The sequence below is a fragment of the Streptomyces sp. NPDC020801 genome (genome assembly GCF_044334385.1).
Taxonomy (GTDB): domain Bacteria; phylum Actinomycetota; class Actinomycetes; order Streptomycetales; family Streptomycetaceae; genus Streptomyces.
Genome location: NZ_JBIRST010000001.1, coordinates 531,550 through 545,076 on the forward strand (window position 1 = coordinate 531,550; position 13,527 = coordinate 545,076).

Genomic DNA, 13,527 nt, shown 5'->3' on the forward strand with positions numbered 1-13,527 from the left:
TCTAGCATCTCGCCGACATCGGGTCAACGGAGCCGTGACCCGAAGATCGACAGGAGTCATCATCCTCGACGCTACTTACGGGCCGGCCGGTTCCTCCGCCGTCGTGGACGTCGTCACGCTCGGCGAGTCCATGGTCACCTTCCTGCCCTCCCGCCCGGGCCGCCTCGCCGACGTCCCCTCCTTCGAGCGGGCCATCGGCGGCGCCGAGTCCAACGTCGCCTGCGTGCTCGCGGCCGCCGGGCACTGCGCGCGCTGGGTCAGCCGGGTCGGCGCGGACGGCTTCGGCGACCATCTGGTGGAGGCGATCGGGGCGTACGGCGTCGACGTGACGGCCGTGGAGCGGGACCCCGAGCGCCCGACCGGCATCTACTTCCGCACCGCCGGCGACCGGGCCACCGACGCGCACGAGGTGGCGTACTACCGGACGGGTTCGGCGGCCTCCGCGATGGCCGTGGACACCGTCGACCTGGCCGCCGTGCGCGCAGGCCGCGTCCTGCACCTGTCCGGGATCACCGCCGCCCTGTCCGGGGACTGCCTGCACCTGATGCGCGAGCTGACGGCGCCCCGTCCCGGCCGCCCGCTGGTCTCCTTCGACGTCAACCACCGGCCCGGGCTGTGGCGCCCGGGCGAGGCGGCGCGGGTGCTGCTGGAGCTGGCACGGGGCGCCGACCTCGTCCTCGTCGGCGAGGACGAGGCCCAGGAGGCGTGGGGCGTCACGGGCGGCCCGGACGCGATCAGGCAGCTGCTGCCGGAGCCGGCCGTACTGGTGGTCAAACAGGGCCCCCTCGGGGCCACCGCGTTCCACCCCGACGGTGCGGCCTTCGTCCCGTCCCCCGGCGTGGACGTCGTGGCACCGGTCGGCGCCGGCGACGCCTTCGCCGCCGGCTTCCTCTCCGCCACCCTGCGCGGGCTGCCCGTGCAGGGCCGCCTCCGGCACGGCCACCTCATGGCCGCCGCCGCCCTCACCGTCCCCGGCGACCTCGCCGCACCGCCCACCCGTCGCCCGGCCACCGCCCCCCACGGAGCGGCTTCGCCGCGCCCCTCCTGGTTCCACCACGCCGACCGCCTGGCCGCCCTCGACGAGCCGGCGTGGGGGAGACTGCGACTCGGCCCCGGCTGGACGCGCACCGCCCGGGGGGCCGAGGAGGAGGAACGTACGCCATGAGCCAGACCGTCGACCGCGCGCTGAGCATCCTGCCGCTGCTCGCCGAGGGCCCCGCCGACCTCGGACAGGTCGCCGACCGCCTGGGCGTCCACAAGTCCACCGCCCTGCGCCTGTTGCGCACCCTGAACGAACACGGCCTGGTCTACCGCCAGTCCGACCAGCGCTACCGCCTGGGCGCCCGGCTCTTCGCGCTCGCCCAGGAGGCGATGGAGAACCTCGACATCCGCGAGATCGCCCACCCCCACCTCGTACGCCTCAACGAGACGTGCGGACACACCGTGCACCTCGCCGTGTACGAGGAGGACGAGGTGCTCTACATCGACAAGGTGGACAGCCGCTACCCGGTGCGCATGTACTCGCGGATCGGCAAGCCGGTCGCCATCACCGTCGCGGCCGTGGCCAAGCTGCTGCTCGCCGACCTGCCCGAGGCCGAGCGGCGGGCCGTCGCCGACAAGCTCGACTACCCCATGTACACACCCCGTTCGACCCCCAACGCCCCGGCATTCCTGCGCGAGTTGGAGAAGGTGCGCGCACAGGGCTGGGCCACCGACCTCGGCGGCCACGAGGAGTCCATCAACTGCGTCGCCGCCCCCGTCCGCGGCGCCGACGGCCGGGTGGCCGCCGCGATGTCGGTCTCCGCGCCGAACGTCGTCGTCACCGCCGACGAACTCCTCACCCTGCTCCCGCTGGTGCGCCGTACCGCGGACGCCATCAGCGGCGAGTACTCCGGCAGGACCCCAGCCAAGGAAGTCACCTCATGACGGAAAAGACCGCCCTCACCCCCGGGACCCACACCACTGCACCCGCGAAGTTCTCGCACGGCGTCAGGAAGGGCAACATCCTCCAGGTCGCCGGTCAGGTCGGCTTCCTCCCGGCCGAGGAGGGCAGGCCCCCGACGCCGGCCGGCCCGACCCTGCGCGAACAGACCCTCCAGACCCTCGCCAACGTCAAGGCGATCCTGGAGGAGGGCGGCGCGAGCTGGGACGACGTGATGATGATCCGCGTCTACCTCACCGACACGGCCCACTGCGCCGAGATGAACGGCATCTACGACACCTACTTCGAGGAGCAGGGCCTCACCCGGCCGCCCGCCGCGCGCACCACGGTCTACGTCGGCCTGCCCGCGGGACTCCTCATCGAGATCGACGCGCTCGCCGTACTCGGCTGAGTTGCTGACGGACTCTCACCTCTCCCACCCCGCACCTCCTCACGGCACGGCGCCCACCACCCCTCGGGCGCCGTGCCGCGATCCCCCCTGCCCGAAAGCCGTATGCACCCACGCAGAGGACCCCCGAATGTCCCTCCCGCTCGCCGCCACCGCCCCGGCCGCGCCACCGCACACCGGAGGCCTGCTCCTCCTCGTCGACGGCACCACCGGCCTGCTCCTGGTGGCCGCCCTGGGTATCGCCCTCCTCCTCTTCCTGATCATCAAGGTGAGACTCCAGCCGTTCGTCGCGCTGCTCGCGGTCTCCATAGCCGTCGGTCTGCTCGCCGGCCTGCCGGTCACCGAACTCTTCGGCACGGTCCAGCGCTCGGACGCCGTCTCCACCATCGAGACCGGCATGGGCGGCATCCTCGGCCATGTCGCGATCATCATCGGCCTGGGCACCATGCTCGGCGCGGTCCTCGAGGTCAGTGGCGGCGCGGAGGTGCTGGCGTCCCGGCTGCTGGGGCTCCTCGGCGAACACCGAGCCCCCCTGGCCATGGGCCTGACCGGCCTGATCTTCGGCATCCCGGTCTTCTTCGACGTCGGCATCTTCGTCCTCGCACCGCTCGTCTACGCGGCCGCCAGGCTCTCCCAGGAACCTCCGGCGAGCTCCGGTTCAGGGGGGACCCCCACCGGCAAGTCGGTCCTGCTCTACTGCCTGCCGCTGCTGGCGGGCCTGTCCATGACCCACGCCTTCCTGCCCCCGCACCCCGGCCCGGTCGCCGCCGCCGGCCTGCTGCACGTACAACTCGGCTGGATCATCCTCATGGGCGTCGTCTGCGGCGTCCCGGCGGTGCTCGCCGCCTGGGTGTACTCCGCGTGGATCGGCAGGCGCATCTTCGTCGAGGTCCCGCAGGACATGGTGGAGGCGGCCGAGGAGGCGAAGCGGGCCGTACTGCAGGAGCAGCGGGCCTCGGGCGTGACACCGCGGGAGCGGCCGGTGCCGCTGGGCACGGTCCTGGGCATCATCGGCACCCCCCTGGTACTGATCCTCGCGGCCACCTTCTCCTCCATCGCCCTGGCCCCCTCCACGGGCCGCTCGGTGATCGAGTTCTTCGGCCACCCGTTCGTGGCCCTCACCATCGCGCTGCTGATGGCGTACTACCTGCTGGGCATCCGCCGAGGCTGGTCCCGCAAGTCCCTGGAGACCGTCTCCACGGCATCCCTCAAGCCGGTCGGCAACATCCTTCTGGTGGTCGGCGCGGGCGGTGTCTTCGGCGCGGTCCTCAAGGCGAGCGGGGTCGCCCAGGCGCTCTCCGACACCTTCAACGGCGTGGGCCTGCCGGTGATCGTCCTCTCCTACCTGATCTCGCTCGTGCTGCGCGTGGCCCAGGGCTCGGCGACGGTGGCGATCGTGACGACGGCGGGCATCGTGGCCCCGCTCCTGTCCGGGGGCCACCACTCCCAGGCCTTCGCAGCCCTGGTCATCACGGCCATCTCCGCCGGCTCCATCTTCGCCTCGCACGTCAACGACGGCGGCTTCTGGATGGTGGCCAAGTACTTCGGCATCAGCGAGCGGGACACCCTGCGCACCTGGACGGTGCTGGAAAGCGTGCTGTCGGTGGGGGGTTTCGCGGTGGCGCTGGCACTGAGCGTGTTCGTGTAGGCCGCTGATCGCGTGTAGGTCTCTGGTAACGATGCAGGGGCTGGCTGTGTACGGCACAGGATCGTCGACCATACTGCCCGCTGTGGAGCAGCGCATAGGATCGAGCAGCCAGCCCCTGAAGAGCGAGCCCGTCAAGGGCGCCGGATTCGACCCGGCCTTCATCCCCGGGCTCACCGCGCCCGCGTCGCCGGATCCGGAGGACGCGGGGCGGGAGGAGCCCGAGGGGACGGCACCGGCGCAGGACGCGGCACCGGAGGCGGCCGAGGAGCCTGCGGCCGAGGAGCCTGCGGCCGAGGAGCCTGCGGCCGAGGAGTCCGCCGCCGACGGTGAGGTGTCCCCCGACGGCCCGGCCTTCGAGGCCGCCGACCGCCGCGCCAGAATCGTCGCCGACCACAAGGGCGTACGCCTCTTCCTCGACGACCAGGAGTGCGAGTTCCGCTGGGACGAGATCGGCGCCGTCGAGACGGAAACCCCCCGTTTCGGCAAGCGTTTCACGATCACCGTCCACACCCCCGACCGCCGCTGGTACCCCATCGAGATCGAGGCCGACTCCAGGACCCGCTTCACCGAGTGGGAGACGGAGCTGGACGCGGTGCTGGACGCGTACTTCGAGGAGGACGCGGAAGAACCGGCCGAGGACGCTTCCTAGCGGCGGGGCTCACTTCGGGCGGCGGGCGGCCCCTACCGGAAGGGGGGGGGACGAACCGCGCGCCGCGCACGCCTACTTCGAGAAGCCGCTGAAGGGCGCGCAGACCAAAGGCCGGTGAACGCAAGCGCCCCACGTCGGAGTTGACCGATGCGGGGCGCTCTGCCGTACGGGTCAGGCCCGGGCGGCGTAGGCGACGAAGTCGTGCCACACGGCGGGGGAGAGGGCGAGCTGCGGGCCGCGTGTGTGCTTTGAGTCCCGGACGCGGACCGCATCCACGCTGCCCGACTCCCCGCAGGCGACGGCTACTTCGACACAGCTGTCACCTTCGGAGCCGCTGTAGCTGCTCTTGAACCAGGCCAGTTCGGACGTGCTCATAGCGCTCCTCGCGTTCGCCTCAGCAGGCTCAAGGAGTCCTCGGGGGTGAGAGCCTGCGAGCGCAGTTTCGCATACCGCTGGTGGAGCACACTGATCTCCTTCCGTCAGTGATGAGCCGACCGTTCTCCTGTCCCTCCGAGTACGCGGCTGCAAGAAGTGCAAAAGTGCATTCCTCGTTGCACACTACTGCGTCACGAGCAAGGTGCGTCAAGGCCTCCATGAGCCCCAATCTGGGTAGAACGCCATTACCTCGCCAGGGCGTTACTCGTTGCCGCAGCTATCTAGAGAACATGCGCATCCAATGTAGAATTTGCGTTTCTTCGGCATTCAGAATGAATATCTCACCTCCCCCCGATTCCAGAACAACACTCGCCATGACGACGGCGCGCTCGCGGTTCTCTTCCAGGAATGAGATCAGTGCCTCCGTTGCCGCTTCAAGCTCGGATCCGGGATTTGTTCGCTTCAGGCGCCGCCTATAAGTGTGCAACAGGCTATCCGGTGAAACCTCCCCCGCCTCCACCCGGGTGACGTTGACCATGCGCTCCAGGATGCTCCTGTCGCACACGCCCGATTCCACGGCTGCCGCCACAAGCCTGGTCAGTTCACCCGCGTCCATGGCCCTCCATTGATACTGACCTCAGCACCCCTCACGGTACCCCGTATCAGGACTTCGCCTTCGTCATAGGGGAACGACACCGCCGGAACCCTCGAATAACCTAGACCGTCACCGTTAGGTATTTTCAGGACGACTCCCGGGCCGTTTCCCCTGAAGCTCTCCTCCAATGCCATTTCTTCATAATACGTGGTCCATGAAGTGAAAATGCTGTCAGTGCGGCCCCCGACATGTAGTTGTGGATCAGAGTGGCCGCCTAGCGGCTCAGCAACGCCACGTTCTGCATCTTCATACATCTTCAGCCACTGCGCTGGGCTACGCTCGTCGGCGTACCCCACACCCCGGTAGAGGTAGGGTTCCTGCTCGGGATCCCAGCTTCCCCCATTCTCGTATGCGTAAGGTGAAAGTCCGAGAGGATCTGTCCAGGCCCACGGATTGTGAACGTAACTGGCTGGATTGGGCGCTGGAGCCAGTCCAAGTGGGTCGGGGGTAAGGTACCGCGCCGTTTCGGTGTCGTAGTGGCGGAAGTAGTTGTAGTGGAGGCCGGTTTCGGGGTCGTAGTACTGGCCTGGGAATCGGAGTGGGGTGTAGGCGGTGCTGTTCGCTGCCCATGCCGTCGTGCCCCACAGGGTGCTGCGGGTGCGCCAGGCTATGTCGCCTGACTCGTCGATGAGTTCGGTGGGGGTGCCGACCAGGTCGGTGACGATGGCGAAGAAGCGGGAGTCGATTTCGTCCTGGGGGGCGTTGGCCGCCGGTGCCGGGGTGATGCGTTCGGTCTGGGTGATGGGGCTCAGGCCCTGGTGGTCCCAGGTGAGGGTGACCGGGTGGGGGAGGTCGGGGGACGTGGTGGTCTGTTCGCACAGGGTGGTGCCGTCCCAGGTGAAGTCCACCCGTTCGACGACGGTCTGACCATCCGGGGCCGGGCGGAGTTTGGCCGTGCGGCGGCCCAGGGGGTCGTAGGTGTAGCGTCAGCGGGTGCCGTCCGGGGTGACCACCGAGGTCAGGCGGTCTTCGGCGTCCCATTCGTAGTGCCAGGTGTCGGGCTTGCGGGACAGGCGGGTCTTCTGGCGCAGGGTGATGCGGCCCAGGGGGTCGTGTTCGTAGCGGACGTTGCCGGCGCGGGTGATGCGGGTGCCGGTGTAGGTGCGTTCGCCGGTCGCCTCGTGGCCGGGGTGGTTCGCCGGCCAGCTCGCGTGGGTCTGGTTGCCGGCCTCGTCGTAGGCGTACCGCTCAGTCCAGTTGGCCGCGTGTACCGCCGTCACCCGGCCCGCCGGGTCCAGGTCGAAGTGGCGGGAGCCCGCGAGTTGGTCCTCGATGCCGATCAGGTTGCCGTCAGCACGGTACGTGTAGGCGCGGTGCTGCACCGTTCGGTCGTTCCGGCCGGTCACGGACTGGGTAGTCAGGCGGCCCAGTGCGTCGAAGGCGTGCCCAAGGGTGATGGTGTCGCCGATGCGGCGGGACAGCTCGCGGCCTGCCGGGTCGTAGGAGAAGTCGATCGTGCGGTCCGAGGCCGTCATCCCCGTGGGCCGGCCGACCGCGTCGTACGACCACGTCGTCGTCGCGCCCGTCGGCGTCGTCCGCCCCGTGCGGCGGCCCAGTTCGTCGTAGGTGTGGGTCAGCTCGCGGCCGTTGATGCTCTCGGCGCGGACGCGGCCATGGCGGTCCCGCAGGATCGTCAGCGTCGTCCCGTCCGGGCCCGTCGCCTGTGCCAGCTCGTCCGTCAGGTCGTAGGCGTACGTCGTGACCAGGCCGGCCGCATCCTTGCGCACCACCTGGCCCAGCTCATTGCGTTCGAACGTCACCGTCTGGCCGAGCGCGTTCGTACGGGACGCCAGGCGGCCCGCCAGGTCCTGGGCGTACGTCAGGATCCGGCCGTCGAAGTCCGTCTCCGCAAGCAGGCGCCCTGCGGGGTCGTACTCATAAGTCCACGTCAGTCCCTGTGGGTTGGTGACATTGGTCAGGCGCAGCTCGGTGTCGTGCTCGAATTCGTACCGCACGCCGTCCGGGCCCGTACGGGCCGTCAACAGGTCGAAATGGGTGTACTCGAAGCGGGAGACCTGGCCCATCGGGTCGGTGTGGCTGGTGCAGTTGCCCTCGCCGTCGTAGGTCCAGGACTCGGTCGTGCCGTCGGGTGCGGTGCGGCGGGTTAGGTGGCCTTCGACCGTCCACTCCAGGCGGGTAACGGCGCCCAGGGGGTTGGTGATCGCGGTCGGGCGGCCGAAGGCGTCCCGTTCGTACGTCGTCGTCGCGCCGAGCGGGTCGGTGACCGAGACCGGCAGTCCGGTGCGGTCGCGGCGGACCGTGGTCGTGTGCCCGAGCGGGTCGGTGACGGAGGTGGGGCGGCCGGCTTCGTCATAGGCGAAGCGGGTGGTCAGGCCCGCGGGGTCGGTGACCGAGGTTCTGTTGCCGCGCTCGTCGTACGTCTGGCGCCAGACCGTGCCGTCCGGGTTCACCACCTTCACCGGAAGGCCGATGTCGTTGTACTCGGCCTTCGCCTCGCGGCCGTCCGGGCGGGTCAGGCCGAGCAGGTTCCCGGCCTCGTCGTAGCGGAACGACGTCGTGTGGCCGAGGGGGTCGGTCTGCGAGAGCAGGCGGTTGTGGCGGTCGCGCCGGTAGTGGGTGACCGCCCCGACGGGGTCGGTCTCGGCGACCACCTGCCAGGCGTCGTTGATCAGGAAGCGGCGGCTGTGGCCCTGCGCGGTCGTCGTGGTGGTGACGCGCAGGCCTGTCTGCGGGTCCGTGCCGTCGTAGGTGATGCGCAGGCTCATGTGGCCCGCCGAGCCACCCTCCGCGACGCAGCGGTCCTGGTCGTCGTACTCGTACGTGTAGCTGCGGTCGTTGGTGTCCGTCCAGGACGTGACGCGGCCGGCCTCGTCGTAGGAGAAACGCAGCGGGAGGCCGGAGGAGTTGACTACTTCGGTGAGGTTGCCGTCCGTGTAGCCGTAGCGTTTGAGCTCCTGGCCCGTCGCCGCCAGGTGGAGGGCGGTGACCCGGCCGGCTTCCGTGCTGATCAGGACGCGTCGGCCGCTGCTGGAGTCGATGGCCAGCGGGGTGCCTTCGGAGTCGTACTCGAAGGTGATCCAGTTGCCGTTGCGGTCGTCGATCTGTTCCAGGACCGCGAGCTCCTCACCGCGGTCGCCGAAGTGCCAGACGTGGCCCGTCTGCCGGTCGGTGATCGTGTAGCCGCCGTCCTCGCGGTCCAGTGGCCGGGGCGGACCGTGGCTGGGGAGGGTGGGCACGCCCGGTGCCGGGTGCGGGTAGGCCAGGAGCAGGCCGTCCGCGGTGACGTGGACGACGCCCTCGGAGTCGATGTGCAGGCGCTGGTCGAGAGTCGAGGACCAGGAGGGGCCGAACCAGCGGCCGAGGCGGTAGCCGGACTCCACCCGCCGCTCGACGACCAGGGGCAGCGCGCCGGGGAGCACCACGTCCGTCTGCGGCAGGAACATCCTGCCGGTGGCCAGGTCGACGGGGTCGGTGTTCTTGCTGACCACCGAGTCCTCGGAGCGGCTGACCTTGTGCGCGTCGCTCTCCACGGTCTCGCGCGCGGCTCTCTTCGCCGCCGACTCCGCCCCGCCCTCCGCTGCTTCCTTCGCCGCGACCCGCACTCCGCCCCCGGCCAGACCCAGCCCCTTGGTGCCGATCAGTTCGGGGAGCAGGCGGCCGACGTCCTCGGCCGGGTCCTTCTTGAAGCCCTCCCAGGCCGACTTGAGCGCCCGGTCGGGATGGGAGGCAGTGGAGACCAGGCCCGACAGCGTCATGCTGATGTTCTGGAAGTACTGGGCCGGGTGGGTGAGGTTGTACGGGTCCACGGGATCCAGGCCGCGGACGAAGTCGAGCAGGCCCGCGGTGCCCTTGACCGCGCCGCCCAGGAGATGGGTGGACTCGGCGCTCAGGACCCCGAGGCCGTCGACAGCGTCGTTCTTCAGCCGGGCCAGGGGCGGTGGTTCGGCGGGGGCGTGGGCGAGGGCGGCACGGACCGAGTCCGCCGCGGTGCGGCCGGCGTCATTGTGCTGGCGGCGGGCCTCGGCGAGGATCTCGTGGGCACGCTTGACGTCGGCGGTGCCGGGGTCCTTGAAGGGTTCGGGACGGGATCCCGGGTCCTTGTTCTCCTTGATGGCCGCGTTGTAGGCGTCGACGCGTTTGTTGTACGCCGTCACGGCTTTGGCGGAGGAGTCCTTGCCCTTCTTGTAGAGCCGTATGGCCTCCTCTGCCTGGCACTGGGCCCACTTGACGGTGTCCGCGTACGTGTCCAGGGCCTTGCCCGCCTTGTCGCAGGCGTCCGCCGCGTGCAGCCACTTGGTGGGGTGCGTGGTGAACTTCCTTCGGAAGGCGTCGGCCGCCTCGCCCTTCCACTCGGAGGAGTCCAGCTTCCGCATCCCCTGGCCGACCTTGTCGAAGGCCTTGTGGAAGTCCGTGAGGTGCTTGGCGCCGGCCCGGATGGCGCTCTCGTTGCCGTGGACGAGTTCGTCGGCCTGGTCGGTCTCGCCGAGCTGCTGCTCGCCGGGGGTGGCGCCGAGCGCGGAGGCGGCGCTGTCGCCGAAGCCCTCCACCTTGTCGGCCCAGTCGTGGGCGCCGATGTGGTCCAGGCCGTCGCCGAGAAGGTCCGTGCCCTTGTCGATGCCCTCGCCGAGGAGCTTCTTGCCCGCGTTCCAGCCGTCCTCGATCTCGCCCAGGCCGGAGTTGAGGTAGTCGCCGATACCCATCAGCGGGTACCGCCACCCTGCTGTCCGGTTTCCGCCCGTTCCCCGGCGGAGGGACCGATGCCGGCGGCGTCGAGCATGGCCTTGTACTGTTCCTCGCTCATGCCGGTGGTGTGCGTCATGTTCAACGGGCTGGGGATGTCGCCGGTGAATGTTTGTGAGGTGAGGACGTCGCGGGTGGCGTCCTTCCAGCCATGCTTGCTGTTGTCCCAGGCCTGCTCGAAGGACTTCTCGCTGTAGTCGGCGTGAGCAAAGGAGTTGTTCTGCCCCAACTCGCTCCAGCTCATCTTCGTGATGTCGTCCTCGGACGCGTACGGGTTGCCCATCAGCGAGTTGGCACCCACCTTGAACATGCCCTGGACGTACTGGTCCGTCTCGTAGTACGTGCCCGCCGAGAGTCCCACGCCCTGCGCGAAGCCGTTGCCCTCCGCGACCAGAGCCCGCACGCCCCATTCCCAGCGCTCGCAGAAGGACTTGAAGGCCGCGGTCAGACCCTCGTGCCCCAACGCAAGCCCGTTCAGGGCGATGTTCTCGAAACCGCGCCCCGTCCCGGCGACGTAGTCGATGCCGATCTCCTTCAGCTCGCCCAGGGTCAGTGTGATCCCCTGCGCGATGAGGTCCAGGCCCTCGGCCCTGATGTCCTTGCCCCCGTCACCGCTCACCGCGGCCGCACCCCCTTCTCCTCCTGCGTGCCCACCGCTGCTCCGTCCGGCACGATCCCCGTCACCGGCGGGAACAGCGCCCCGTCGCCGCCGCTCCCCACGTCCAGCGCCACCCCGCAGGGCACGCCCGCGGCGGGCACGGCGGCGTCGAGCAGCCGCGCGCCGAGTACCCTCCGATACGGCCACTCCCGCGAACCTTCACCCCTCGCGAGCGCGAATCGGGCGAGCGCCGTCTCGTCGGAGAAGGCGTAGATCCAGCGGACACCGCCGTAATCCCCGACCAGGGGTGCCTCGTCCTCGTCGAGCGGCACGAGCACGGCCGTACGACGGAACTCGCCCAGCAGCGCGGCGAATTCACGGCGCCCGCGGGTGACTTCGTCACTTTCCGCGTCCGGGGACGACTCCAGGGCCGAGCGTGGAGTTGATGCCGCCTCAGGGGATGGCAGCGGAGCTGAACCAGCGTCGCGCATAGGACGCTCGTCTCCCCCCGCCGCCCTGGCCAGATCCGCGTAATCGGCGGGCCGGGACCTGCGTGCGGGTTCGCCCGAGTCGCCGCCGCCCCCGTGATCAGCCATGCCCGGAATCATCACATCATCACATTATGGAATGCAACGCGGACAGGCTGATCGGTACTTCACACGGCCGCCCTCAACGGCGGCCAGCGCAGGACGCCGGCCGCCCCCTCCGAGACGCAATCAGTGCGACGCCGCGTGGAAGACGCCGCACCGATGTCGGTTCGGGGAGCTGTCACGGCAAAGCGTGCACGTGCGCCCCCACCGCGTTCGACCAGGCGTTGCCCGACGACGCGTCCCAGTTCGTCGACCAGGTCATCGCGCCGCGCAGGTCCGGGTAGGTCCTGGAGGGCTTGAAGGTGCCGCAGTTGGCGGCCTTGGTCAGGCAGTCCAGGGCGTTGTCGACCACCGTGGGAGAGACGTAGCCGCTGCCCGCGCCGCTCGGGGAGGCCGGGAGGCCGAGGCCGACCTGGGACGGGGCGAGGCCGCCCTCCAGCTGGATGCAGGCCAGGGCCGTCAGGAAGTCCACCGAGCCCTGGCTGTAGACCTTGCCGTCGCAGCCCAGCATGGAACCGCTGTTGTAGTACTGGGTGTTGACGACCGTGAGGATGTCCTTGATGTTCAGGGCCGTCTGGAAGTAGCCGGCCGACGTGGACTGCATGTCGATGGTCTGCGGAGCCATCGTGATGATCAGGGACGAGCCCGCCTTCTGGGACAGGGTGCGCAGGGCCTGGCTCATGTAGGTCGCGTTGAGGCCGTTCTCCAGGTCGATGTCGACGCCGTCGAAGCCGTACGTCTGCATCAGTGAGTAGAGCGAGTTGGCGAAGTTCGCCGCCGAGGCCGAGTCGCTGACCGAGACCGTGCCGTTCTGGCCGCCGACCGAGACGACGACCTTCTTGCCCGCCGCCTGCTTGGCCTTGATGTCCGCCTTGAACTGGTCGGCCGTGTAGCCACCGAGGCCCGCCGAGTCGAGGTTGAAGGTCACCCCTCCCGGGGTGGCCGTGGCGTCCGCGAAGGCCACCGCGATGATGTCGTACGAGGCCGGGACGTCGGAGATCCTCTGCACCGTCGCGCCGTTGTTGAAGTTCTGCCAGTAGCCCGTCACCGCGTGCTTCGGCAGCCCGGTCCCGCCGCCCCCGCCGCCGGTTGCCGCCGTCGTGGCCGTGACCGCGGCCGACTTCGCCGACTCGCCCGCTGCGTTCGTCGCCGTGACCTGGAAGGAGTACGAGGTGGAGGCGGCGAGGCCGGTCACGGTCGCCGACGTGCCCGTCACCGCCGCCACCTTCGTACCGTCGCGGTAGACGTTGTAACCCGTCGCGCCCGGGACCGAGTTCCAGGACAGCGAGACGGAGGAAGACGTCGTCGCCGTCACCGACGGACCCGCCGGTGCCGAAGGGACCGTCGGGGCCGGGTCACCGCCGCCGCCTGCGTCCGGGCCGAAGACCGAGACGTCGTCCGCGAAGTACGCCGCCTGGCCGTACCAGCCGTGCAGGTACACCGTCACCGAGGTCGTCGAGGCGCCGGTGGTGAAGGTCGTCGACAGCTGCTTCCACGCCGCCGTGTCCGGCGTCCACGTGGACACGTCCGTGGTGCCCGTGCCGGTCGCGCCCAGGTAGGTGTATCCGCCCTGCACCCATGCGCTCAGCGTGTACGTCGAGTTGGGCGCGACCTCCACCGTCTGGGTGCACTGGGCGTTGTCCTGCCCGGCCGGCGTGGCCTTCAGCGCGGCCGAGCCGCCGTGCACGGGAGAGGAGACGGTCGTACCGCTGCCCGCCGAGCAGGTCCAGTTGCCCAGGCCCGACTCGAAGCCCGCGTTCCTCGCGTTGTTGACGTCGGCGGCCTGTGCCTGGCCGGCGCCGGCGAAGGAGAGGGCCAAGGAGAGGGTGAGGGTGAGGGCCGCGGTGGCGGCTTTCCAACCGATGCGCGGCGGCCGGGGCCGTCCGGGTCTGGGCATGCCTGGTACGCGGTCCACTGGGGCCTCCGGTGGGGGAGAGGGGAGGGAGAGGGGAGGGAGAGGGGAGGGCATGACTACGGTGGC

General features: G+C 69.8%; 10 protein-coding genes and 2 pseudogenes. 5 read left to right on the plus strand and 7 right to left on the minus strand.

All coding sequences use genetic code 11. The features are described 5' to 3' along the window. The first annotated feature begins 61 nt into the window (after window positions 1–61). From ACH4UM_RS02540 to ACH4UM_RS02560, 5 genes are all read left to right on the plus strand, one after another. Window positions 62–1,165 (plus strand): sugar kinase, encoded by a 1,104-nt coding sequence (locus ACH4UM_RS02540; RefSeq protein WP_398173582.1) that lies wholly within the window; start codon window positions 62–64, stop codon window positions 1,163–1,165. Then, window positions 1,162–1,926, plus strand: a complete 765-nt coding sequence (locus ACH4UM_RS02545; RefSeq protein ID WP_398172696.1) for an IclR family transcriptional regulator — start codon at window positions 1,162–1,164, stop codon at window positions 1,924–1,926. The genes ACH4UM_RS02540 and ACH4UM_RS02545 overlap by 4 nt, the downstream gene beginning before the upstream one ends. Next, complete coding sequence (locus ACH4UM_RS02550; protein WP_398172698.1) at window positions 1,923–2,333, plus strand: RidA family protein; 411 nt, start codon at window positions 1,923–1,925, stop codon at window positions 2,331–2,333. The genes ACH4UM_RS02545 and ACH4UM_RS02550 overlap by 4 nt, the downstream gene beginning before the upstream one ends. 127 nt (window positions 2,334–2,460) lie before the next feature. Further along, window positions 2,461–3,978, plus strand: a complete 1,518-nt coding sequence (locus tag ACH4UM_RS02555) for a GntP family permease (RefSeq protein WP_398172700.1) — start codon at window positions 2,461–2,463, stop codon at window positions 3,976–3,978. An 82-nt stretch (window positions 3,979–4,060) separates the two neighbouring features. Continuing rightward, window positions 4,061–4,627 (plus strand): hypothetical protein, encoded by a 567-nt coding sequence (locus ACH4UM_RS02560; protein ID WP_398172702.1) that lies wholly within the window; start codon window positions 4,061–4,063, stop codon window positions 4,625–4,627. Window positions 4,628–4,798: 171 nt separating this feature from the next. Here the strand turns inward: ACH4UM_RS02560 and ACH4UM_RS02565 are convergent, their stop codons facing one another. The 7 genes and pseudogenes from ACH4UM_RS02565 to ACH4UM_RS02595 form a co-directional block, all read right to left on the minus strand. Further along, a complete protein-coding gene (locus tag ACH4UM_RS02565; protein WP_398172704.1) occupies window positions 4,799–5,002 on the minus strand; it encodes a DUF397 domain-containing protein in 204 nt (67 codons plus the stop codon). Then, window positions 4,999–5,147, minus strand: a pseudogene (locus ACH4UM_RS02570) (Scr1 family TA system antitoxin-like transcriptional regulator); the annotation flags it as partial. The pseudogene ACH4UM_RS02570 and the gene ACH4UM_RS02565, both read right to left, overlap by 4 nt. Before the next feature lie 132 nt (window positions 5,148–5,279). Beyond that, on the minus strand, window positions 5,280–5,618 hold the full coding sequence (locus tag ACH4UM_RS02575; protein ID WP_398172706.1) for a hypothetical protein: 339 nt from the start codon (window positions 5,616–5,618) through the stop codon (window positions 5,280–5,282). Further along, a pseudogene (locus ACH4UM_RS02580) lies at window positions 5,600–10,318 on the minus strand (putative T7SS-secreted protein). Before ACH4UM_RS02580 ends, ACH4UM_RS02575 begins: the two are co-directional and overlap by 19 nt. Further along, window positions 10,318–10,977 carry a hypothetical protein gene (locus ACH4UM_RS02585; protein ID WP_398172708.1) on the minus strand — a complete coding sequence of 220 codons (660 nt, stop codon included), beginning with the start codon at window positions 10,975–10,977 and terminating at the stop codon, window positions 10,318–10,320. Before ACH4UM_RS02585 ends, ACH4UM_RS02580 begins: the two are co-directional and overlap by 1 nt. Beyond that, window positions 10,974–11,552, minus strand: a complete 579-nt coding sequence (locus ACH4UM_RS02590) for a hypothetical protein (RefSeq protein ID WP_398172710.1) — start codon at window positions 11,550–11,552, stop codon at window positions 10,974–10,976. The genes ACH4UM_RS02585 and ACH4UM_RS02590 overlap by 4 nt, the downstream gene beginning before the upstream one ends. A 172-nt stretch (window positions 11,553–11,724) precedes the next feature. Beyond that, the gene (locus ACH4UM_RS02595) at window positions 11,725–13,443 is read right to left on the minus strand and encodes a chitinase (RefSeq protein WP_398172712.1); all 1,719 of its coding nucleotides are present in this window, start codon (window positions 13,441–13,443) and stop codon (window positions 11,725–11,727) included. Window positions 13,444–13,527 lie beyond the last annotated feature (84 nt).

Bases quoted from the DNA above. Each gene is read 5' to 3' on its own strand.
- ACH4UM_RS02545 (WP_398172696.1), top strand. From the start codon at position 1,162: ATGAGCCAGACCGTCGACCGCGCGCTGAGCATCCTGCCGCTGCTCGCC.
- ACH4UM_RS02590 (WP_398172710.1), bottom strand. From the start codon at position 11,552: ATGGCTGATCACGGGGGCGGCGGCGACTCGGGCGAACCCGCACGCAGG.
- ACH4UM_RS02555 (WP_398172700.1), top strand. From the start codon at position 2,461: ATGTCCCTCCCGCTCGCCGCCACCGCCCCGGCCGCGCCACCGCACACC.
- ACH4UM_RS02550 (WP_398172698.1), top strand. From the start codon at position 1,923: ATGACGGAAAAGACCGCCCTCACCCCCGGGACCCACACCACTGCACCC.
- ACH4UM_RS02565 (WP_398172704.1), bottom strand. From the start codon at position 5,002: ATGAGCACGTCCGAACTGGCCTGGTTCAAGAGCAGCTACAGCGGCTCC.
- ACH4UM_RS02595 (WP_398172712.1), bottom strand. From the start codon at position 13,443: ATGCCCAGACCCGGACGGCCCCGGCCGCCGCGCATCGGTTGGAAAGCC.
- ACH4UM_RS02575 (WP_398172706.1), bottom strand. From the start codon at position 5,618: ATGGACGCGGGTGAACTGACCAGGCTTGTGGCGGCAGCCGTGGAATCG.